Annotated in this window: 18 protein-coding genes; 10 read left to right on the top strand and 8 right to left on the bottom strand. The window is 62.7% G+C overall.

The genetic code is table 11. From position 1 onward, the window contains the following. Positions 1-151: 151 nt before the first annotated feature. The 4 genes from lptB to AC3G88_RS22780 form a co-directional block, all read right to left on the bottom strand. On the bottom strand, positions 152-952 hold the full coding sequence (lptB, locus tag AC3G88_RS22795) for an LPS export ABC transporter ATP-binding protein (RefSeq protein WP_153948985.1): 801 nt from the start codon (positions 950-952) through the stop codon (positions 152-154). Positions 953-975: 23 nt separating this feature from the next. After that, positions 976-1620 (bottom strand): lipopolysaccharide transport periplasmic protein LptA, encoded by a 645-nt coding sequence (gene lptA / locus AC3G88_RS22790; RefSeq protein ID WP_153948984.1) that lies wholly within the window; start codon positions 1618-1620, stop codon positions 976-978. Between the two features lie 64 nt (positions 1621-1684). Next, entirely contained in the window at positions 1685-2314 is a 630-nt protein-coding gene (gene lptC, locus AC3G88_RS22785) for an LPS export ABC transporter periplasmic protein LptC (protein ID WP_400391321.1), read from the bottom strand. A 3-nt stretch (positions 2315-2317) separates the two neighbouring features. Further along, entirely contained in the window at positions 2318-3301 is a 984-nt protein-coding gene (locus AC3G88_RS22780; RefSeq protein ID WP_400391318.1) for a KpsF/GutQ family sugar-phosphate isomerase, read from the bottom strand. A 149-nt stretch (positions 3302-3450) separates the two neighbouring features. On the opposite strand from AC3G88_RS22780, the gene AC3G88_RS22775 reads away from it, so the two are divergent. Continuing rightward, positions 3451-5430, top strand: a complete 1980-nt coding sequence (locus AC3G88_RS22775) for a monovalent cation:proton antiporter family protein (protein WP_153948981.1) — start codon at positions 3451-3453, stop codon at positions 5428-5430. 34 nt (positions 5431-5464) lie between these two features. On the opposite strand, the gene AC3G88_RS22770 is transcribed toward AC3G88_RS22775, so the two are convergent. Beyond that, positions 5465-5881, bottom strand: coding sequence for a ribbon-helix-helix domain-containing protein (locus AC3G88_RS22770; protein ID WP_488893997.1), 417 nt, complete (start codon positions 5879-5881; stop codon positions 5465-5467). Positions 5882-5927: 46 nt separating this feature from the next. Further along, on the bottom strand, positions 5928-6506 hold the full coding sequence (locus tag AC3G88_RS22765; RefSeq protein ID WP_488893996.1) for a DJ-1/PfpI family protein: 579 nt from the start codon (positions 6504-6506) through the stop codon (positions 5928-5930). A gap of 120 nt (positions 6507-6626) precedes the next feature. On the opposite strand from AC3G88_RS22765, the gene AC3G88_RS22760 reads away from it, so the two are divergent. Continuing rightward, positions 6627-7199, top strand: coding sequence for an adenine phosphoribosyltransferase (locus tag AC3G88_RS22760; RefSeq protein ID WP_400393829.1), 573 nt, complete (start codon positions 6627-6629; stop codon positions 7197-7199). 145 nt (positions 7200-7344) lie between these two features. Further along, on the top strand, positions 7345-9021 hold the full coding sequence (locus tag AC3G88_RS22755) for a Na/Pi cotransporter family protein (protein ID WP_400393831.1): 1677 nt from the start codon (positions 7345-7347) through the stop codon (positions 9019-9021). Between the two features lie 41 nt (positions 9022-9062). On the opposite strand, the gene uvrA is transcribed toward AC3G88_RS22755, so the two are convergent. Continuing rightward, complete coding sequence (uvrA, locus tag AC3G88_RS22750; RefSeq protein WP_488893995.1) at positions 9063-11927, bottom strand: excinuclease ABC subunit UvrA; 2865 nt, start codon at positions 11925-11927, stop codon at positions 9063-9065. Positions 11928-12319: 392 nt separating this feature from the next. On the opposite strand from uvrA, the gene AC3G88_RS22745 reads away from it, so the two are divergent. From AC3G88_RS22745 to AC3G88_RS22725, 5 genes are all read left to right on the top strand, one after another. After that, entirely contained in the window at positions 12320-13570 is a 1251-nt protein-coding gene (locus tag AC3G88_RS22745; protein ID WP_488893994.1) for an MFS transporter, read from the top strand. A 227-nt stretch (positions 13571-13797) separates the two neighbouring features. Next, positions 13798-14349, top strand: a complete 552-nt coding sequence (locus tag AC3G88_RS22740; RefSeq protein ID WP_488771378.1) for a single-stranded DNA-binding protein — start codon at positions 13798-13800, stop codon at positions 14347-14349. A 125-nt stretch (positions 14350-14474) separates the two neighbouring features. Beyond that, positions 14475-15788, top strand: a complete 1314-nt coding sequence (locus AC3G88_RS22735) for a site-specific integrase (protein ID WP_488893993.1) — start codon at positions 14475-14477, stop codon at positions 15786-15788. Next, positions 15778-17340 carry a site-specific integrase gene (locus AC3G88_RS22730; RefSeq protein ID WP_488893992.1) on the top strand — a complete coding sequence of 521 codons (1563 nt, stop codon included), beginning with the start codon at positions 15778-15780 and terminating at the stop codon, positions 17338-17340. Before AC3G88_RS22735 ends, AC3G88_RS22730 begins: the two co-directional genes overlap by 11 nt. Before the next feature lie 10 nt (positions 17341-17350). Further along, a complete protein-coding gene (locus AC3G88_RS22725; protein WP_488893991.1) occupies positions 17351-19342 on the top strand; it encodes a hypothetical protein in 1992 nt (663 codons plus the stop codon). A gap of 530 nt (positions 19343-19872) precedes the next feature. Here the strand turns inward: AC3G88_RS22725 and AC3G88_RS22720 are convergent. Next, positions 19873-20136 carry a helix-turn-helix domain-containing protein gene (locus AC3G88_RS22720; protein WP_488893990.1) on the bottom strand — a complete coding sequence of 88 codons (264 nt, stop codon included), beginning with the start codon at positions 20134-20136 and terminating at the stop codon, positions 19873-19875. Between the two features lie 1256 nt (positions 20137-21392). Between AC3G88_RS22720 and AC3G88_RS22715 the strand changes: the two genes are divergently transcribed. Further along, a complete protein-coding gene (locus tag AC3G88_RS22715) occupies positions 21393-21941 on the top strand; it encodes an HAD domain-containing protein (RefSeq protein WP_488893989.1) in 549 nt (182 codons plus the stop codon). Next, positions 21938-22438, top strand: coding sequence for a 3'-5' exonuclease family protein (locus AC3G88_RS22710; protein WP_488893988.1), 501 nt, complete (start codon positions 21938-21940; stop codon positions 22436-22438). The genes AC3G88_RS22715 and AC3G88_RS22710 overlap by 4 nt, the downstream gene beginning before the upstream one ends. Positions 22439-22897: the final 459 nt, after the last annotated feature.

Genomic DNA, 22897 nt, shown 5'->3' with positions numbered 1-22897 from the left:
GCTTCGGCTTCCTGATCGGCAACGGCTTTGAAATAGCCGTGGGCAAGTGCGGTAAAAATGACCTGCCGATGACCTGCCGATGACCTGCCGATGACCTGCCGATGACCTGCCGGAAACCTGTCGGCAGTGTGGCCGCGGGGGCGGCCGCGCCTTACATGCGGAAGTTTTCGCCCAGGTAGACGCGGCGTACCGACTCGTTGGCGATGATTTCCTCGGGCTGGCCGGCGGCCAGCACGGTGCCTTCGCTGATGATGTACGCGTGGTCGCAGATGCCCAGCGTTTCGCGCACGTTATGGTCGGTGATCAGCACGCCGATATTGCGCGCCTTCAGGAAGCTCACGATGCGCTGGATTTCGCCCACGGCGATCGGGTCCACGCCGGCGAACGGTTCGTCGAGCAGGATGAAGCGCGGGGACGACGCCAGCGCGCGCGCGATTTCCACGCGGCGGCGCTCGCCGCCCGACAGCGACAGCGCCGGGTTGTTGCGCAGATGGGCGATCTGCAGGTCGTCGAGCAGCGAATCCAGGCGGCGTTCGATTTCGGCCTTGGGCAGCGGCTTGCCGTTTTCCACCTGCAGTTCCAGCACCGCGCGGATGTTCTCTTCCACGTTGAGCTTGCGGAATACCGACGCTTCCTGTGGCAGGTACGACAGGCCCATGCGGGCGCGTTCGTGGATGGCCAGTCCGCTGATGTGCTCGTCGTCGAGCACGATGTCGCCTTCGTCCAGCGCCACCAGCCCCACGATCATGTAGAACGACGTGGTCTTGCCGGCGCCGTTGGGGCCCAGCAGCCCCACCACCTCGCCGCTTTTCACGTCGAGCGATACGTCCTTGACCACCGTGCGCGTGCCGTAGCGTTTCTTCAGGTGACGCACGACCAGCGTGCTGCTGTCGGTGCGGACGGCGGATGCGGAGGACGTGGCAGAGGCGGTGAGCGTGGCGGAATCGTTCATCAGGACTGGCTGGAGGTAAGGCGTTAAGGCTTGGGCGCGGTGGACGGCTTCAGATCCAGCGGTGCGCCCGCAGCGGCGGGGGCGCTGGCGTCCGAGCGCGGCGACAGCACCGCGCGCACGCGGCCCGACGTATTGCCGGCCGTGGTGTTGTTGTCGCCGCCGGTGGCGGTGTAGTACTCGTTGCGGCTGTCGTAGGTGATCACGGCGCCGCGGATCTCGTCGATGATCTTCGCGCCCACGCCCGACACGCGCGCCGCGCGGGCATGCCCGATCAGCTTGTTGATCTCGGACTTGCCGTCGTATTCGATGCGGTCGCCCCAGCCGTCGATGTACTCGTCCACGCCGTCGCGCTTCTGGCGGATATACGCCTGACGGCCGGGCTTGGACGTGGCGATGGCGTACTGGTAACCCTCGGGGTCGGTGCGCAGCTCGGCCGCGTCGGACTTCAGCACCATGGTGCCCTTGGTCAGCACCACGTTGCCGGTGAGGGTGTAGATCTGCTTGACGTCATCGTAGCTGGCGTTGTCGGCCTCCAGCACCAGCGGCTTGCCCTGGTCGGCGCGCTCGGCAAAGGCCGGCGCGGCCAGCGTCAGGCCGAGGGCGGCGATGGACGCCAGCAGGGCGGGCGCGAGGCGGCGACAGGGCGATGTCGTCAGGGATGCAGTCATGTTTGGCGAATGGTGAGATAAAGACGGCGGCCAGGATGCGCCGGAGCGTTTGCGTCCCCCGGGGTCACTGGGTCCTGGCCTGCCCCTGCGGCGGGTTCATGATGATGGTGCCGCGTACGTTGCCCAGCAATTGTACTTCGCGGGTGACGTTGTTGAAGATCATGCCGTTGGCCGTCATGACCGACGGGCCGCGCGTCAGCTCCACCGCCTTGTCGGTCTTGACGATGTCGTCATTGACCAGCAACTGGAAGTATTGCGATGCCGCGGTCATGCGCGGGTCCTTGGACGGGTCGACGCCGGCCTGGCGGACCACGAACGCATTGCCGTAGAGATCGATGATCGAGCCCTCGGCGTTCATGGTGCCGCGCTGGGAATTGGCGGTGACCGGTGGGCGGTCCGGCTCGTACGAACGCATGGCCGGGGTGGTCACCTCGTAGGTCTGGTCGTCCTCGAAGTGCACCATCTTCACGCCCGTGAAGCGCAGCTTGGTGGTGCCGTCCTCGGCCAGTTCGGTGGCCGAGAAACGGTCCATCCAGTAGTCGGGCTCATGGCGCTTGACGCGCGACTGCTCGCTGGCCTCGCGCGGCGAGTTCAACTGCACCAGCCAGAACGTGCTGCCGGCGACGATGGCCATCAGCAGCAGCGGCAGCAGCCGCATGATCATGCCGGTGAGTCTGGACAGGAAGTCCGGCATCGTTCAGATGACCTTGGCGCGCGTCAGGTCATGGATATGGAGCGCGCCCACCAGGCGGCCGTCGCCATCGACGACGAGCAACTGGTTGATGCGGTTCGTTTCCATGATCTGCACGGCTTCCACGGCGAGCTGGTCAAGATGGACCGTACGCGGGTTGTGGTGCATGACCTCGCCGATCGGCACGGTCTTCCAGTCGCGCGGGGTTTCCAGCAGGCGGCGCAGGTCGCCGTCGGTGAACACGCCCACGGCCCGGCCTTCGGGGTCCACCACGGCGGTCATGGCCATGCCCTTGCGCGTGATTTCCATCAGCGCCTGGGCCAGCGGCGTGCTTTCGCGCACCTCCGGCACGGCATTGCCGGTGCGCATGACATCGCGCACGTGGGTCAGCAGCTTGCGGCCCAGCGCACCGCCCGGGTGAGAGCGGGCAAAGTCTTCCTCGCCGAAGCCGCGGGCGTCGAGCACGGCCACTGCCAGGGCGTCGCCCAGGGCCAGCGCGGCCGTGGTGCTGGCCGTGGGGGCCAGGTTCAGCGGGCAGGCTTCCTGTGCCACGGCGCCGTCCAGGTGGGCGTCGGACAGCTTGGCCAGGTTTGATTCGGCGTTGCCTGTGATCGAGATCAGGCCGGCGCCAATGCGCTTGACGATCGGGACGATCGACAGCAGTTCGGCCGTTTCACCGGAATTCGAGAAGGCGACCAGCACGTCGTCGCGCGTGATCATGCCGAGGTCGCCATGGCTGGCCTCGGCCGGATGGACGAAAAACGACGGCGTGCCCGTGGATGCCAGCGTGGCGGCCACCTTGCGGCCGATATGGCCGGACTTGCCGATGCCCGAGACCACCACGCGGCCCGTGCAGCCGAGAATCATCTCGACGGCCCGGGTAAAGGCGGGGGTCAGGCGGCCGGCCAGCGCCGAAACGGCGTCGGCCTCGATCTGGAGGGTGTGGCGAGCGAGCTCGAGTGCTCGATTCGCATCGAAATTGGCTATCATGGCGCTGGAGTATACCAACGAATGCGATGGCGTCTGGCCCGGCAAGCCGCCCGGCTGCCCCGACGACCGCCGCGCTTGCCGTCTTTTGCCGGCGGGGTGCAGATGCCGGCTCAGGCGCGTGCCCGGCCGTCGTTTTTGAAGCCTGCCGAATGCATTCTCCGCTGGAACTGACCCTCGTGCTGCTGGCCGCCGCCGTTTTTGGCGTGGTGGCCTTCCGCATGCTGCAACTGCCACCCATGCTGGGCTATCTGGCGGTTGGCATCCTGATCGGCCCCCACGCATTGGGGCTGGCCAGCGATACGGGCCAGACCAAGTACCTGGCCGAATTCGGCGTGGTCTTCCTGATGTTCTCGATCGGCCTGGAGTTCAGCCTGAGCAAGCTGCGCGCCATGAAGCGGCTGGTGTTCGGGCTGGGCGGGTCGCAGGTGGCGCTGTCGCTGCTGGCCGTGCTGCCGGCCAGCTGGCTGTTCAGCTGGGCGTTCCCGCTGACCTGGCAGGCGTCGGTGGCGCTGGGCGGCGCGCTGGCCATGTCGTCGACGGCCATCGTCGTGAAAATGCTATCCGAGCGCATGGAGCTGGAAAGCGAGCACGGCCGCAACATCATCAGCGTGCTGCTGTTCCAGGATCTGGCTGTGGTGCCGCTGCTGATCATCATCCCGGCGCTGTCGCGCGACCCCGGCGACCTGGCCTGGGCGCTGGGGCTGGCCACGGTCAAGATCGTGGTGGCCCTGGGCCTGATCTTCTTCGTCGGGCAGCAGCTGATGAGCCGCTGGTTCCACATCGTGGCGGCGCGCCGGTCGCAGGAACTGTTCATGCTGAACCTGCTGCTGGTCACGCTGGGCATGGCCGCGCTGACCGAACGGCTGGGCCTGTCGATGGCGCTGGGCGCGTTCATGGCCGGCATGCTGATTTCCGAGACCCCGTACCGCCACCAGGTGGAAGAAGACATCAAGCCGTTCCGCGACGTGCTGCTGGGGCTGTTCTTCGTCACCATCGGCATGTTGCTCAACGTGCGCGTGGTGTTCGACCATATCTGGCTGGTGCTGGGCCTGCTGGTGGTGCCGATCCTGTTCAAGCTGGTGCTGATCACCGGGCTGGCGCGGCTGTTCGGGTCGCGCCAGGGCGTGGCCATCCGTACCGGCCTGGGGCTGGCGCAGGCCGGCGAATTCGGTTTCGTGCTGCTGAACCAGATCGACGGCATGGGGCTGGTGGATCCGGTGCTGATCCAGGTGATCCTGGCGTCGATGCTGCTGTCGATGCTGGCCGCGCCGTTCCTGATCCAGTACAGCGACGCCATCGTGCTGCGCTTTGCCGCCAACGAATGGCTGATGCAGTCGCTGAACATGACCCGTATCGCGGCCCAGAGCCTGCAGACCGAAAAGCACGCCATCATCTGCGGCTACGGGCGCAGCGGGCAGAACCTGGCGCACATGCTGGAGCGCGAGGGCATTACCTATGTAGCGCTGGACCTCGACCCCGACCGCGTGCGTGAGGCCGCCGCGGCCGGGGACACCGTGGTCTATGGCGATGCCGGGCGGCGCGAATCGCTGATCGCCGCCGGTATCCACCGGGCCGCGCTGGTGGTGATCACGTATGCCAATACGCCCTCGGCGGTAAAGGTGCTGCACCACGTGCAGGAACTGGCGCCCGCGATGCCGGTGATCGTGCGCACCGTGGACGATTCGGAACTCGATACGCTGCAGAAGGCCGGGGCCACCGAGGTGGTGCCGGAAATCATCGAAGGCAGCCTGATGCTGGCGTCGCACGCGCTGGTGTTGCTGGGGGTGCCGATGCGCCGGGTGGTGCGCGGCGTGCAGCAGGCGCGTGACGCGCGCTACAGCCTGCTGCGCGGCTACTTCCACGGCCGCGACGACGAGGAAGACATGGTGGAGCGCGATACCGTGCGGCTGCATTCCGTATCGCTCGGGCCCGAGCATACGGCGGTGGGGCGGCGCCTGGGCACGCTGGGGCTGGAGCGCATCGGCGTGGAGGTCACGGCGGTGCGCCGGCGCGGCATCCGGGCCTTCGATCCGGAGCCTGAAACCGTACTGGAGCCGGGCGACATCGTCGTGCTGCGCGGCACGCCCGAGGCGCTGGAATCGGCCGAAGAACGGCTGGTGCGGCAGTAGGCGCCGGCTTTACCGTTTGCCGGTTCGGACGGCTTTAGGCGCTGCGCGTTTGCCGTCCGTCCTGCGAAGTGGGTCGGCGCGGGCTGCTGCCGTCCACCCAGGAGGCGGGTAGATCACTCAGCGCCGACCGTGCATCGAGCGATCGGATCGGCACATCGGTATCGGCGGGGATGCGGCCTTCGTTCTGCAACAATAAGTAACGCATGCAGCACACGCGCAGGAATGACGCGAAGTTGGCGGTGAGCGATGCCTCGCCGCGATGTTCGGCCAACTCGTCGTGCAGGCGCGCCAGCAGCTGGTTGACGCTCATGCCGTCACGCTGCGCCAGTTCTTCCAGCACTTCCCAGAACAGGTTTTCGAGCCGGATGCTGGTCGCCACGCCGTGCAGGCGCAGCGACCGCGACTGGGTCTGGTAGGAATCCGGATTGGCCCGGATGAAGATCTCACACATGCGAACTCCCGTGCGCCGCGACCGAGCTGGCCGCGTTCGGAAGCCTCTACTCTACGATCCGCGTTCCCAGCACGGCAAGAAACTGCGCCAGCCAGGCTGGATGTGCCGGCCACGCCGGGGCGGTGACGAGGTTGCCATCGGTATGGGCCTGGTCCACGGGGATATCGGCGTACTTGCCGCCGGCCAGCCGCACTTCGGGGGCGCAGGCCGGGTAGGCAGAGCAGGTGCGGCCTTCCAGCACATCGGCCGCAGCCAGCAGCTGGGCGCCGTGGCAGACCGCCGCGATCGGCTTGTTGGCCTGGGCGAAGTGACGCACGATCTCGATCACCCGGTTGTTCAGGCGCAGGTATTCCGGCGCGCGGCCCCCCGGAATCACCAGGGCGTCGTAGCTGGCCGGGTCCACATCGGCGAACGTGGCATTGAGCGTGAAATTGTGGCCGCGCTTTTCGGTGTAGGTCTGGTCGCCCTCGAAGTCATGGATGGCGGTGGCGCAGGCGTCACCGGCCTTCTTGTCGGGACAGACCGCGTGGACCGCGTGGCCCACCATCTGCAGTGCCTGGAAGGGCACCATGGTCTCGTAGTCCTCGGCGAAATCGCCGACCAGCATCAGAATCTTCTTTGCCATAGCTGTCTCCTGTATGGTTACGGGTTGCGGACGCCCAAGCAGCCGGGCCATTGTGCGGCGGCAAGGCGGGGCGCGGGTGGTAGCCCGTTACCGCATGAACTCTTTCCAGACAGATTCCCCATGGCAGATCCCATCATCCAGTCCCCCGATCTCGGCGATGTCACCGGCTACCTGCGTGACCGCATCCGTACCGTGCCGGACTGGCCGCAGCCCGGTGTCCAGTTTCGCGACATCACCCCGCTGCTGCAGAACCCCAAGACGCTGCGCGTGCTGATCGACGTGTTCGTCCACCGCTACATGGACCAGCAACTGGACCTCGTGGCCGGCATCGACGCACGCGGCTTTATCCTGGGCTCGATCATCGCGTACGAGCTGAACCTGGGCTTCGTGCCCATCCGCAAGAAGGGCAAGCTGCCGTTCCAGACCGTGGCCGAGGAATACGAGCTTGAATACGGCAGCGCCACCGTGGAAATCCACGCCGACGCCTGCAAGGCCGGCGACCGCGTGTTGCTGATCGACGACCTGATCGCCACGGGCGGCACCATGATGGCCGGCCGCAAGCTGCTGGAACGCCTGGGCGCCACGGTGGTGGAGGGCGCGGCAATCGTCGATCTGCCAGAACTGGGCGGGTCGAAGCTGCTGCACGGCAGCGGCCTGCCGCTGTTCACGGTCTGCAAGTTCGACGGCCACTGACGCCGGCGCAACGCTTCGGCGGACGTCGGACCCCGTCCAATTGCCCCACATGACAGCGGGGCGCATAATGCCCCCTTGATAACAACGCGATGACCGGGCGGCACGCCTCCTGCCACCCGCCGGCACCGGTCACAAGGGACGCACAATGGGCGTACTGCTTCATCTCCTCTCCGGCGTGGCGCTCCTGGTCTGGGGCACCAATATCGTCAAGGTCGGCATCCTGCGCGTGTACGGCGCCAATCTGCGCCATGTGCTGTCGGCCAGCGTGTCGAACCGCTTCAAGGCATTCGTCGCCGGCCTGGGCGTGACCGGGCTGGTGCAGAGCAGCAATGCCACCGCCGTCATCGTCAGTTCCTTCGTAGGTCAGGGCCTGATCGCCGTGGCCCCGGCGCTGGCCATCATGCTGGGCGCGAACGTGGGCACGGCCGTGATGGTGCAGGTGTTCTCGCTCGACCTGTCATGGCTGTCGCCGCTGCTGATCTTCGTCGGCGTGATCCTGCATCTGAGCTGGAAGGGCAGCAAGGCTGGCCACGTGGGCCGGGTGTTGATCGGGCTGGGCCTGATCACGCTGGCGCTGGAACTGATTTCGATTGCCACGCGCCCGGTGGTGCAGGCGGCCGGCGTCAAGGTGCTGTTCAGCACGCTGACCGGCGACGCCGCGCTGGACATGCTGATCGGCGCCTTCCTGACCATCCTCTGTTATTCCAGCCTGGCCGTGGTGCTGTTCTGCGGCGCGCTGGCGTCGGCCGGCGTGGTGTCGATCCACGTGGCGCTGGCGCTGGTGCTGGGCGCCAACCTGGGGTCCGGCATCTCGGCGCTGCTGACCACGTCGGGCAACAACCAGCCCGGCAAACGCGTGACGCTGGGCAACCTGCTGTCGCGCCTGCTGGGCTGCGTGATCGCGCTGCCGCTGCTGACCCAGGCCGAGGACCTGCTGGCCCACATCGACGCCGACCCGCAACGGCTGATCGTCAATTTCCACCTGTTGTTCAATGTGGCGCTGGCCGTGGTGCTGCTGGGCGCCACGGCGCCGCTGGCGCGCCTGTGCGAAGCCATCCTGCCCGGCCGCAACACCGGCGACAGCCAGGTGACGCCGCGCCACCTGGACCCCGCCGCGCTGTCCACGCCCACGCTGGCGCTGTCGAATGCCGCGCGCGAGGTGCTGCGCATCGGCGACCGCGTGGAGCAGATGCTTGACAACCTGCTGCGCGTGCTGCGCACCAACGACCTGAAGCTGGCCAACGCCACGTGCCGGATCGACAACGAGGTGGACGACCTGTACACCGCGATCAAGCTCTACCTGACCCAGATCAGCACCGAGGCGCTGGACGAACGCGACGGCCAGCGCTGGACCGAAATCATCTCGCTGACCATCAACCTGGAGCATGCGGGGGATCTCATCGAGCGTGTCATCGTCGATGCCCGGGAGAAGAAGATCGCGCACAACCTGTCGTTCTCCGAGGCCGGCATGCAGGAAATCGCCGAAATGCACGCGCGTGTGGTGGGCAACCTGCGGCTGGGTTTGTCGGTATTCCTGACCGGCGACATCCGCAGCGCACAGCAGTTGATGGCCGAAAAGGCCAATTTCCGCGACCTGGAACGCAAGTACGCGCGCTCGCACCTGCAGCGCGTGGCCGTCCAGACCGTCGAAAGCATCGAGACGAGTTCGCTGCACCTGGACGTGATCAGCGAAATGAAGCGGCTCAATTCGCTGTTCTGCGCCACCGCCTACCCGGTGCTGGAGCAGGCCGGGCTGATGAACCGCAGCCGCATGAAGGAAGACACGCCGGGCAAGATCGGCGACGTGGCGGAGGCGCGCTAGGCACGCCGCCCGCCTGGACCGCCGGGCGCCTTCCGGGCGCCTTACTTCCGCTTGAGCAGCGGCGCCAGGTACTTGCCGGTAAAGCTGGCCTTGCTGGCCGCCACGGTCTCCGGCGTGCCCTTGGCAATCACCTGGCCGCCGCCTGCGCCGCCCTCGGGGCCCATGTCGATCAGCCAGTCGGCCGTCTTGATGACGTCGAGGTTGTGCTCGATGATCACCACCGTATTGCCATGGTCACGCAGCTTCTGGATCACCGCCAGCAGCAGTTCGATGTCGTGGAAGTGCAGCCCCGTGGTCGGCTCGTCCAGGATGTACAGCGTCCGGCCCGTGTCGCGCTTGGACAGTTCCAGCGACAGCTTCACCCGCTGCGCCTCGCCGCCTGACAGCGTCGTAGCCGATTGTCCAAGCCGGATATAGCCCAGACCGACGTCGAGCAGCGTCCGCAGCTTGCGGCGCACCACGGGCACGGCGCTGAAGAACTCGTGGGCCTGCTCCACGGTCAGGTCCAGCACTTCGGAGATGTTCTTGCCCTTGTAGAGCACCTCCAGGGTCTCGCGGTTGTAACGCTGGCCGTGGCAGACATCGCACGGCACGTAGACGTCCGGCAGGAAGTGCATCTCCACCTTGATCACGCCGTCGCCCTGGCACGACTCGCAGCGGCCGCCCTTGACGTTGAACGAGAACCGGCCCGGATCGTAGCCGCGCTCCTTGGCCGCCGGCACGCCGGCAAACAGTTCGCGGATCGGCGTGAACAGGCCGGTGTACGTGGCCGGGTTCGAGCGCGGCGTGCGGCCAATCGGGCTCTGGTCGACGTTGATGACCTTGTCGAAGTGTTCCAGCCCCTCGATCTGGTCGTGCGGCGCCGGTTCGGCCGTCGAGCCATACAGGTGGCGCGCCACGGCGTTGTACAGCGTGTCGTTGATCAGCGTGGACTTGCCCGAGCCCGACACGCCGGTGATGCACGTCAGCAGGCCCACCGGGATCTCGGCCGACACGTTGCGCAGGTTGTTGCCCGTGGCATTGACGATGCGCAGCAGCCGGTCCGGGTCGGGCGCGGCGCGCTTCCTGGGCACCTCGATGCTGCGCTGGCCGGACAGGTACTGGCCCGTCAGCGACGCCGGCGACTGCTCGATCTGCGCAGGCGTGCCTTCGGCCACGATCATCCCGCCATGCACGCCGGCCCCGGGGCCGATGTCGACCACGTAGTCGCAGGCCCGGATCATGTCTTCGTCGTGCTCCACCACCAGCACGGAATTGCCGATGTCGCGCAGGTGCTTGAGCGTGCCGATCAGGCGGTCGTTGTCGCGCTGGTGCAGGCCGATCGACGGCTCATCCAGCACGTACATCACGCCGGTCAGGCCCGAGCCGATCTGCGAGGCCAGGCGGATGCGCTGGGCCTCGCCGCCCGACAGCGTGTCGGCGCTGCGCTCCAGCGACAGGTAGTCGAGTCCCACGTTGTTCAGGAAGTTCAGCCGCGCCGAGATCTCCTTGACGATCTTGTCGGCGATCTCGCGCTTGGCGCCGTGCAGGTTCAGCGTCAGGAACCACGTCAGCGCGTCGCGCAGCGGCAGGCCGTTGATCTCGTAGATCGCGCGCGCCTGCTCGTCCTCGCCGATCTTCACGTGGCGGGCTTCGGTGCGCAGGCGCGTGCCATGGCACACCGGGCAGGCCTGGTTGTTCTGATACTTGGCCAGTTCCTCGCGCACCGCCACCGAATCGGTCTCGCGATAGCGGCGCTCCAGGTTCGGAATGATGCCCTCGAACGCATGCGAGCGCACCGTGGTGCGGCCGCGCTCGTTGATATACGTGAACGGGATTTCCTGCTCGCCCGAGCCGTGCAGCACCACCTGCTGCACCTCGGCGGGCAGGTCCTCGAACGCGGCCTCGGTGTCGAAGTCGTAAAACGCCGCCAGGCTCTGCAGCATCTGGAAGTAGAACTGGTTGCGGCGGTCCCAGCCCTTGATGGCGCCCGAGGCCAGCGACAGGTTCGGGAAGGCCACCACGCGCTTCGGGTCGAAGAACGTGATCTGGCCCAGGCCGTCGCAGCTCGGGCAGGCGCCCATCGGGTTGTTGAACGAGAACAGGCGCGGTTCCAGTTCCTGCAGCGAATACGAGCAGATCGGGCAGGCAAAGCGCGAGCTGAACATGTGCTCGCGGCCGGTATCCATTTCCAGCGCGAGCGCGCGGCCGTCGGCCAGGCGCAGCGCGGTCTCGAACGATTCGGCCAGGCGCTGCTTGATGTCGGCGCGCACCTTCACGCGGTCCACCACCACGTCGATCGAGTGCTTTTCAGTCTTCTTGAGCTTGGGCAGGCTGTCCACTTCGTAGACCTTCGCCTCGGCCTCGTGCGCCGTGCCGCCGCCCGAGCGGATGCGGAAGCGCACGAAACCCTGCGCCTGCATCGAATCGAACAGGTCGGAATGCTCGCCCTTGCGGTCGGACACCACGGGCGCCAGGATCATCAGCCTGGTGTCTTCGGGCAGTGCCAGTGCGGCATCCACCATCTGCGACACGCTCTGGGCCTGCAGCGCGATGTTGTGGTCGGGGCAGTAGGGGGTGCCGGCGCGGGCATAGAGCAGGCGCAGATAGTCGTGGATCTCGGTGACCGTGCCGACCGTGGAACGCGGGTTGTGGCTGGTGGCCTTCTGCTCGATCGAGATCGCGGGCGACAGCCCTTCGATCAGGTCGACATCGGGCTTTTCCATCAGCTGCAGGAACTGGCGGGCGTAGGCGGACAGCGATTCCACGTACCGGCGCTGGCCCTCGGCGTAGAGGGTGTCGAACGCCAGCGAGGACTTGCCGGAGCCGGACAGGCCCGTGATCACCACGAGCTTGTTGCGCGGCAGGTCCAGGTTGATGTTCTTAAGGTTGTGGGTACGCGCCCCACGGATCTTGATTTCTTCCATATACCGTTCGTTCGCCCGGTGGGCGGCCTGCGAGCAGGTCGGTCCCGCGGAAATTCGATGTGCCTGGCCAGACGCCTGGGGCGCCCCGGACAAGGGCGCAGCCCGCCGCTTCACGCACATTTCACGCCTGGCCGGAGCCGGACGTGATGGAACAAGCGCGAGAAGCAAACCTGCTAATATACCGAACTTCGGTTTCCGGGGTTACCCGGCGCCAAACGGACTGAAGACGGCGACGTGCCGGCGGGGCCGCAGGCATCGCGGCAGCGTCTGTTGCGCGGATGTCTGCGATGCCAGACAAGGCCAGGTCCGGGCAACTTCCGGGCGCCAGCGCGTGTCGAAGCTGCCAGGCTGACCGAGCCCGCGACCGAGCCAGAATTCCACCCACGACCGCAATGCCGTCGATCCCCCCTTCCTCACCCAGTCTTTCCAACGAGCCCACCCGCACCGAAACCGTGCGCGACCGCATGACCCGCGGCGAGTTGCACGCCAGCCTGTCGCTGGCCAGCATCTTTGCGCTGCGCATGCTGGGGCTGTTCCTGATCCTGCCCGTCTTCGCCGAATTCGCGCGGACGCTGCCCGACGGGCACGACGCACAGCGCGTGGGCGTGGCGATGGGCATCTACGGCCTGATGCAGGCCTTCCTGCATATCCCGCTGGGCTGGCTGTCCGACCGCGTGGGCCGCAAGCCGGTCATGGTGGCCGGCCTGCTGCTGTTCGTGGCCGGCGCGCTGGTCGCCGCCTTTTCCGATACGCTGACCGGCATCACCATCGGCCGCGCCCTGCAGGGCATGGGCGCGATCTCGGCAGCCATTACCGCCTGCATCGCCGACCTGACGCGCGAACGGCATCGTACAAAAGCCATGGCGATGGTTGGCGGCAGCATCGGCCTGACGTTTGCGCTGTCGCTGGTGATTGCCTCGCCGCTGCTGCACAGCATCGGCATGTCCGGCATCTTCGGGCTGATGGGCGTGCTGGGCGCCCTGGCCATCGGCGTGACGCTGTTCGTGGTGCCGAACCCGCCGCCGCCCCATCCGGTACAGATGCCGTTTCGCAAGGTGCTGCTCAATGCCGACCTGATCCGCCTGAACGTTGGCGTGCTGGCGCTGCATGCCAGCCAGGTGGCGATGTTCATGGTGGTGCCGGCGATGCTGGGCGATGCCGGCATGCCGCTGGACCAGCACTGGAAGGTGTACCTGCCCGTGGTGCTGGTGTCGTTCCTGCTGATGCTGGCGCCGATGATGGCCGCCGAACGCTACGGCAAGGTGCGGCCGGTGCTGCTGGCGTCGGTGGCGCTGATGACTGCCGTGCAGCTGCTGTTCGCCACCGTGCATGGGCTGTGGCCGATCGTGGGCGTGCTGCTGCTGTTCTTCGTGGCGTTCAACGTATTGGAGGCCATGCAGCCATCGCTGGTGTCGCGCTACGCGGCCGCCAGCCGCGGTGCCGCGCTCGGCGTGTACAACACCACGCAGTCGCTGGGCCTGGCCCTGGGCGGCGTGGCGGGCGGCTGGCTGCTCAAGCACGAGGGCCGACCGGCGGTGTTCGTCGCCTGCGCGGCGGTGCTGCTGCTGTGGCTTATAATCGCCTGGAGCATGAAGGCGCCGCCGGCTCGCAGCAAGGAGGGCGCCTCGGCAGTGGCGGCCTAGACACAAATTTTCACGTATCCGCAAAAGCCCGACACGCTTTTTCCCGGCATCGGCGGTAGCATTCGACACGCGCCCGACGGAGTATTCCGAACGGCGCGTGATGTCGTTTACGGTCGTCCAGTGATGGGCCTGTGCCGGGTGGCGGTCGCGGGCCCGATTAATTTCTGCGAATCTCGCACTACGTTTAACGCCGCGCTGAAAGGGCGCGGTCCTTGGAGAACTCTTATATGGCATCGGTCAACAAAGTCATCCTCGTCGGCAACCTGGGCGCCGACCCCGAAACCCGCTACATGCCCAGCGGCGACGCCGTGACCAACATCCGGCTCGCGACGACCGACCGCTACAAGGACAAGCAGAGTGGCGAGTTCAAGGAAGCGACCGAATGGCACCGCATTGCCTTCTTCGGCAAGCTGGCCGAGATCGCCGGTCAATACCTGCGCAAGGGTTCGTCGGTCTATATCGAAGGCCGTATCCGCACCCGCAAGTGGCAGGACCAGTCGGGCCAGGACAAGTACAGCACCGAAATCGTGGCTGACCAGATGCAGATGCTGGGCGCCCGCCAGGGTGGCGGCGGCGGCGACGAAGGCGGCTACGGCGGCGGTGCCGGCGGTGGCGGTGGCTACAGCCGCGAATCGCAAGGCGGCGGTGGCGGCGGCTACGGCGGCGGCCGTGGGCAGGGCGCCCAGGGCGGCGGTGGCGGCCAGCAGGGTGGCCAGCGCCGTCAGCAGCAGGCCCCGTCGAACGGCTTCGAGGACATGGACGACGATATTCCGTTCTAGATCCTACCCTACCTTGTTTCGTTAAGTTTCAGCCTGGAGCCCGCTCACCGCGGGCTTTTTTACATCTGATCTGTAAATTTTCTTCTTGAATGTTCGTGAGTTTCTTTCCACCTTGAAGCATTGTCATGTTTCTGTGGGGCAGTGGCATGCACACTCAGGTTCACGCGCGGGAAGAAGAAGGCTCGCTCCGAATTCGCTTCACCAAGTTCGCCAGCGGTGAACGGGTTCCGATGCTGGTCGATAGTCGCGGCTTCCCCGCCTACCTGCCGACGCTATTTGTCACCACCCAGATCCGGAACGCCAGTAAGGCACCGAACACCATGTTGGCCGCGCTCCATGCGTTGCGGTTGCTTTACCGCTGGGCAGCGGCCCAATCCATCGATCTCAAAGAGCGGTTTGAGGCGCAGAAATTTTTGACCGATTTCGAGATCGAATCCCTTCGGGCGTTTGCCCAGACAGGAATCTCTGTTAACGGGCGTGCAGGCCGCAAAGTCATCGGGCTGCCACGCCGTACCGAAGGCGCGCGTATGTCTAACGCAGCAAATTCACCTGCACGGATCAGCACGCATGCACACTACATCCGCCTGAGCTATATCGCCCAGTACGTGCGTTGGGTTGGGAGCTATATACTTGACCGATCTCGCGTCAGCGAGAAAGGGCGAGTTTCTTTGGCACAACTGGTGGACCGCATCAAGATGAGCCGTCCACGCGTTCGTCGTCGCAGTACTTTCGCCGCGCGCCGATCTCTAAATGTTGTGGCGCAACTGCGGCTGGACGAACTTGTCTGTCCGTCGTTCGTCGGCAATCCGTTCAACCCGAGGTTACGGACGCGCAATGCATTGATCATTCATTTGCTAAGCGAATTGGGTGTACGAGCTGGCGAACTACTGGCCCTCAAAGTGAAAGACTTTGATTTGCAGGCTAATGAAGTCGTGATCGCGCGCCGTCACGACGATCCGGAAGATCCCCGCCCAAACCAACCGGTCGCTAAGACCTTGGACAGAAGGCTGCCACTTTCACCGACGCTGTCCAAGGCTGTCTACGAATACGTACTGCACGATCGCAGCAAGTTTCTGCGTGCTAAGCGCCATGATTTTCTGATCGTGACGCATCAGCCGGGCCCCTATGAGGGATTGCCCATGTCAATCAAGGGGTTGGAGAAAATCTTTGCGTTGCTACGGCATGTCGAGCCAAAGCTGAGCGACTTAACACCACACATATTGCGCCACACCTGGAATGAGCGGTTCTCCGCAGGCATGGATGCGAACGGTGCGTCGGTCGCTGATGAAGAGAAGATGCGTTCGTATTGGATGGGATGGCGCGAAGCCTCCGGCACAGCTAGTACCTATTTGCGCCGGCGAACGGAACAGTTGGCCAAGCGCGCGTCCCTCGAGCTCCAGACAATAAATACGAAAGGTGGCGGTCGTCATGAACCGTAGCGTTCTAGAAAAGTGGGACACGGCCAAGCCAGTTCTTTCTAGTAGTGGCTCGGAGTTCTGGCCGAACGAGGATCATTGGCGCCTGTCGCGTGACGTAGATCTTTCGCTGCGATGGATAGAGGAACAGACAGACGAGCCAGTCCGCACGAGCTTGCGTAAGGTACTGATGCACTATGCTTTGACTACTTCCGCAGCTAACACCAGCACCCTCGCTTGGCGCATGGCTGGATTCGTGCGGTTCGTCAATAACTTATCAACGAGAAAGATTCGTCAGATCCGTACACAGGATTTGATGTCCTACCGCGCTACGTTGGATCGCGCACATGAATGGTACTTGGCCAACATCTCCGGTATGTTGAAAACGTGGTGCCGATTGGGGTATCCGGGCATAGAGCAACGCGTGCCAGCTCTACTGGCAGAGTGGCGGCTCCGAGGAAACCTTAAAGGGCAAGCCGTTGCACTGAGGTGCCCACTTCAAGGAGCGTTGTCTGATCTTGAGTATGAAGCATTACTTAGCGGCTTGGATCAAAATCTCGAATCCGGAAACATATGTTTGGCTGAGTACGTATTTGTCAGGCTATTGATTGCGACCGGCAGACGACCAGTTCAGTTGGGAGACTTAAAGTTCGGTGACTTCATTCGCGTCAGCGCTAAAAACGGCGATAAGGATTACATACTAAATGTGCCTAGGCGGAAGCAGAGAGGAGCGAATTGGCGCAACGAATTCAAGCCGTTTGCTTTGACTGCTGATCTCGGAGAGGCAATAGGTCAACTGCTGAGCGAAAATCAAACGCTACTGGGCTACGCAATCCCAGCGCTTCGAACACATGCCGATCTTGTCGAATTGGTGCCGATGTTTCCAAAGTGGAAGCAACTGGCGGACCTTTGTTGCAGTTCGACTGAAGCACTCCGACAACTGCTGCAGTCGGAAGCTTTGCATATGAAAACCGTTGCACTGGAGAACTGCCTGGCTCGGATCATTGATACGTTGTGTGTGCATTCGGAACGAACCGGTGCACCGCTTCGCGTTTTATCGAGGCGTCTACGGCGCACTTTGGGTACGCGGGCGGCGAAGGCTGGCTACGGGGAACTGGTGATTGCAGAGCTTTTGGATCATTCTGACACGCAGCAGGTGAAGGTATATGTAGAGAACGTGCCAGAGCATGTCGACGCGATTAATGCAGCCGTAGCGATGCAACTTGCGCCGATCGCCCAGGCATTTGCAGGCGTCTTGGTGGATCGTGAGAGCGCAGCGATTCGTGGAAATCATCCATCCAGTTGTGTGAGGACCGATGGTGGGCATGGCGTTGGCACATGCGGTCACTACGGATTTTGTGGCGCCCTCGCGCCGATCGCCTGTTACACGTGCCAGCACTTTCAACCGTGGCTTGATGGTCCACACCGCGAGGTCCTGTCGTGGCTTGAGGCGGATCGTGCGCGGGTGGGTCAACTGACTGGCGACAATACGATCGCTTCGGTGACAGATCGCAGCATGTTTGCGGTGGCCCAAGTCATACAGCTGTGCGATGTACGGAAGGCGAGCATGGAATGATGGGGTACCCGTGACAATTTTTCACTTTTCTCCCCGCAGTGGGGCCGAAGCTGAGACGGTCATAAAGGAGTTCATTCGCTACTGTCGTCATGATCTAACTGTATTCGGCGCTGACTTCGATTGGGACAGCAACTCTTGGCCTGCGGCGGGCGTAACGTTTGGGAATGCCGATCAGCGTACGCGCATGCTGGATGACAGTCTATTAATGACGACTCCCTTTCGCGACTTTGCGAAAGCCTATTGCCGATACCACGAGGGGATTCAACCAAAGTCAGCAGGACGCAAACTCTTCGCGCTTCGATGTCTGGAGCGCGCCTTGTTAGATTGCACGGGAGAATCCATCGTGGCGCAGGCGGACATGGCGACGTTTGATCGCGCCGCTGTTATAGCACGGGAATACTACTCGGAGCTATTCGCGTACAGGGTCGGCAGGGAACTTCATCTGCTGGCTGCCTTCCTGACCTCAATGCGGCTCTCGCTTCAGCCGATAGACTGGAAAAATTCTATTCCACGTCCGAATGGCTCGGTGCGCACCGGGGCAACGGCAAAGGCGCTACGGGACCGTAGGCTTCCCGCACAGGACGCGCTTGATGCTATGGCCGCCATCTTCGCTTCCAATCCGAACCATCCGCGCGACATATTCAGTTCCAGCGTGGCGGCCATGTTGCTCTGCGCTCCCTGTCGTATTTCCGAGCTATTAGCACTGCGCGCAGATTGTGAGGTGTGGGAAAAAAAGAGCAATGGTACAACAGCATATGGATGGCGATTTCAGCCAGGGAAGGGAGCCCCCCCCGGGATCAAGTGGATACCGTCCGCCATGGAGAACATTGCGCAGGAGGCGATTTCCAGACTAAGACGTGTGACAGCAGAGGCACGCCGACTCGCCGCCTGGTTGGAAGATTGTCCCGAGCGATTTTTTCCACACGAAACGTCACCGAACTTACCGGAAGACCAGCCGCTTCGGAGCCAAGAAGTCCTTGAGGCGCTGGGCCTTGGCAACTTGTCCGGCTGGAGCACCTACTTGACCAGTCTCGGCTTGTCCAGAGCCGAAGGCGCCCATTGTCTGAGCGATCTAAATCGATGGGCCCATGGACGACTGCCGGGAGATTTTCCTTTTCGTGACGCGAAACGGGGCGTTAAGTGTCGAGACGCTCTGTTCATATTTCGCAGGGGGGAACTGCTAACTTATTGCAGATGCCCCGGCGCGATTGAACTGTCATGGCCGACTGTGAATGTGTTCAACAACGACATGGGAGACCGCCCAACGGTTGGCGGGCAATCAATTTTTGAGCGCTATGGCTATCAAGGGCCAGATGGATTGCCTTACAAGATCACTTCGCATCAGTTCCGTCATTACCTGAACACCTTGGCGCAACGCGGCGGGCTAGGACAAGCAGAGGTAGCGCGATGGTCTGGGCGCACCGACGTGCGGCAGAATCGCGCATACGATCATATGTCAGAGTTTGAGCTCGTTGATATGTTGCGTGCGCGAAACAATGAACTTAGAGGGGATCGCCCCTTCGAAGAAATATCACGGCGGCTCGCCGAGAAGCTACCCCTGACGCAACTGGAGTTCAACGCGCTAGCGATGCCCACCGCGCATGTTACAGAGTTCGGCTTCTGCATCCACGATTACGTGATGTCTCCTTGCCAGCGCTTCCGCGACTGTCTGAATTGCACGGAGCAGGTATGCATTAAGGGAGATCGCCGGCTGGATCGTCTGCGTCTTCGCCTTCAGGAGGTGTCAGGGCTGTTGGCGCGCGCGGAAGAGCAGATCGCCCAAGGCACCGCTGGAGCGGACCGATGGTACGAGATCCACCTTAAAACCAAGAATCGATTGATCGAGCTGATTTCCATACTGGAGAACCGGGACATACCAGACGGGACCATTGTTCGCCTTCGGGACGATGAAGACTTCAGTCCGCTGCGGCGCGCGCTCCGCAGTCGGCCCAGTATGCTCGATTCGTCTATGACGCGGAGTCTGTCCGCGAGAGGGAAATGAGATGGCACGACATCTCAGAGACATCGATATCCTCAGGCTCGTGGAGCTTCTAGACGGCTGGAAGAGCCCCCTTACGTGGGAAGCACTGAGCGAAGCCAGTCAGCGCGTGATTGGGGTGAGTCCAACGCGGCAAACACTGTCTCGGATAGTCCGAATACAAGAGGCATTCGCCGCAGCGAAGGCGCGGATCAGGGAGGGATACAGTGAGGAGAGGAAGTTGCCGCATTCCATCAAGCTAGCGGCTGATCGAATTGCTCGCCTGCAAAATGAAAACACGCGCCTTAACAGAGAGAACGCGGCACTGCTCGAACAGTTCGTCGTTTGGCAGTACAACGCCTACGTCAAAGGTATGACCCAAGCTGAACTAAGTCGACCCTTGCCCAAGGTGGACCGCGCAGTCACAGTTCCCCTGAATTCTGGGTCGGAGAGGGCTTCCAAAACGTCTCGCCGACGTCAGCCGGATCGGACATAGGCTACGAACGAGCTTTGCCTCACACGACGCCGTAGGCTCGGGCTTGCCTCTTGACGGCTTAGCGCCTACCAGCGCCTTTGCCGGAAGCAACTATATCCATGTCCCGGAATAGCTCGGCGATAGAAACTTCCAGCGCCAGGGCAATTCGCTCGACACTATCCAGCGAGATATTGCGAGCTTGCCGTTCGACATGCGCCAGGAACGAGCGATCCATCTGCGCCTTATCGGCCAAGTCTTCCTGCGTCCAGCCATATGCCGCGCGTAAACGTCGCATGTTGTAGGCGAGCAGTTCGCGAGCGGGGATGGAAGAAGGGCCGGACATGCCGGCATATTGCGGAGGCGGTAGCTATCTGTCAGTGGTCGTTGAGTCACAATGTGGCGAACGGCCGTGGTCTGGCGGACCGCGCTGCGATAGCGACTGTCCTTCCTCCAGCTTCGATTCGCACTTTCAATATTGTGGTCGTTGAGACACAATATCGATTTTTGCAATAGGTGGTTAACATGCCCGCTACGCCAGCCGCTCAACGCGCGCCTCAGAATGATGATGCGTTCGTCATCTTGGTCAAACAGCTTTCCGGGGCGATGGCGTTTACATGTCCTCAGGCCGAACTGGATGTTCAATTGTCGCGCGCCGATGTGGCCTCTCTTGAGTACTTTCAAGATCCAGCACTCCGAATGGGGGGGCGTATGAAGGTCACCCTAGCGGGGGGAAGTACGCTTTGGCTACATTGCTTCTTGGAAAATGCACAAAACTGGTCAACGGCTCTGCTGCCTGAAGAAAGAGACCACGAGTTCATGCTTCAAACGCGTGAGGGGGAGCGTCGGTGTGCATGGGGTGATGATTTCTAGCGGGAGCCCAAACCGAATTGGCTTGCCTTTTGGTCGCCTCAACGGATACCAGATACGGGAAGCTGGAAACAGAAACTTGGTTCAGTTGTTGCGAGTCGTTGGCGCTATGGTGAACGAATCGTGTCGACGGACGATGCGAAAGTCTTCCGAAACCTGGGTGGGATCCATAGCGGCGAGGAAGTTTAACGAGGTATAGCGTTTGGGCGCAGGTATTGTGCGATTGGCGTCGTCGCGCTTTGATGGAAATGGATCCTCCCGATAGTGGCTTGACATGGGATCGCGGAAGTCGTGACGATGAGCCATCGTCTCACTACGTCTTAGCGAGCAAGCCATCGATTTGAACTGGATGGTATCAAGATGTTGAAGGTGACAATCGAGTTGGTGCCGAACGGCGACGAAGAGCGAACACTGGTACTTGGGGAGTTGACGATATCGAACGTCGGCCACCCCACAGTAGATGCCGGCAACTACGAAGTGGTACTTACCGAGCATCACAGGGGTAGAGCCGATCAGACAATCAGCAGATTTCGTACGGCGGCGTCGATACTTGGCCTGGAACGGGAGGGCCTTCTGCCGGCGCAGCTTGTTGGGGCGGCGCTCAATCTCGTGGCGCCTTTAAAGCGGACGATGCACCGTTCCTCCGTCCCATATGGGGTGGTTCATAGCCGCGAGGAGGTCTAACTTCGATGCAATCACCGGAGGAAGCGCCAGAGCGCCATTTGCACTGAAATGATCCTGTTCCTCGACTATGACGGTGTGCTTCATCCGGATGCCGCTTACTATGTGCAGTCCAGGAAGCACTCCCATATTGAGCTTCATGCTGAGGGTGCGCTGTTCATGTGGATGCCGATCCTGGAGGAAATTCTTAGTCCATACAGCGATGTGAGGATAGTGCTATCGACTTCCTGGGTTCGAGAACTCGGTTTTTCGAAGGCAAGAGGATTTCTGTCGCCATGGTTGCGGAGCCGAGTCATTGGGGGCACGTGGCATTCAAAGATGGCGCTGCACAAGGAGGGCCCGTACCGCGTTCCTGATCGATGGAGCGAACTGACGCGGTATCAGCAGATCGCAAACTACCTTCGAACGAAGAAACCTACGGATCCGTGGATTGCAATCGATGACGATAATGTGGGATGGGACCCAAGTGTGGCGCATCGACTTGTTCCGACGGATGGAGACACTGGCCTTTCCCATCGGATTGCTCAACGGTTGCTGCGGGAACGTCTGGAAGCCATCGACAGAGGGGAAGCTGACATTGATAGGGACGGTTTGCAATGAAGCTCTACGTCGACTGCGAGTTTACCGACTTTATAGTCTGCGAACTGATCAGCATCGCTCTGGTTGGCGAGGAAACGGTCGAATTTTACGGAGAGGTGTCGGACTACGATCTTTCGGCCTGCAGTGATTTTGTTCGAGAGGTTGTCCTAACTCAGTTGGGGCGACTGCCTCGATGTGCGCACACGCGTGAGGAACTACGAACCGAGCTTCTCGCGTGGATTGCATCGCTTGGAAAGCCAGAGGAAATTTTGATTTGCGTTGACAGCATCGCAGATTGGGATCTCACTATCGGACTCTTGGGAGACGTCCCGATCGGCTGGAAGGGAGTGCTGGTTGGACAATTGGTGGACCAACGTCGGCGAGAGGCTTACTTCGGGGCCAAGGGCGGTAGGCATCATGCGCTTCATGACGCGCGCGCCCTACGTGCAGCGTTGCCGAACATACTAATTGGGGCGACTGAAGTCGCCGACGTGAAGCCCTCGCGCTATTCCTGGTAGGTCTTGATGTTGACATCAGAACCAACGTCTTCGATGACATAGACCACTCAAGCTTCCGCGAAGGGAAATGTTTGACAGAGGCCATCCGCCTCGGGAATACTGGTAGCAGGCCTAGCCTATGAGGTCGCCCTTTATCGACATTGGTGGCCGCCTGAAGCCCGCTTCGATGCGGGCTTTTGTCCGTCTGGAGCTCCAACTCCGCGAGCCCGGTAGACGTGTCTCGCTCGCATCAAGACCGGATCTTCGGCACCTAGGGCGCGAAGCCTGAGATCTATGGCCCAGTGCTTGTTTACAACTGCAGTGCGAACGCCTGCAATAAGCTAGCGACGGCCGCCAGTGGCCGTGGGAAGAGCCCGATCGATTCGGCGACCGGTTTGGGGGGCGACGGGCAGCTACCGACCCATCTGCGTCGTTGGCCATACCGGCCGTCAACGGCGGAAACTGAGCGGAATTCCGTCG

The organism is Cupriavidus sp. 86D6 (genome assembly GCF_057815095.1).
The sequence above is the reverse complement of the archived record's forward strand: the minus strand, read 5'-3'. Positions and strand labels throughout refer to the sequence as shown.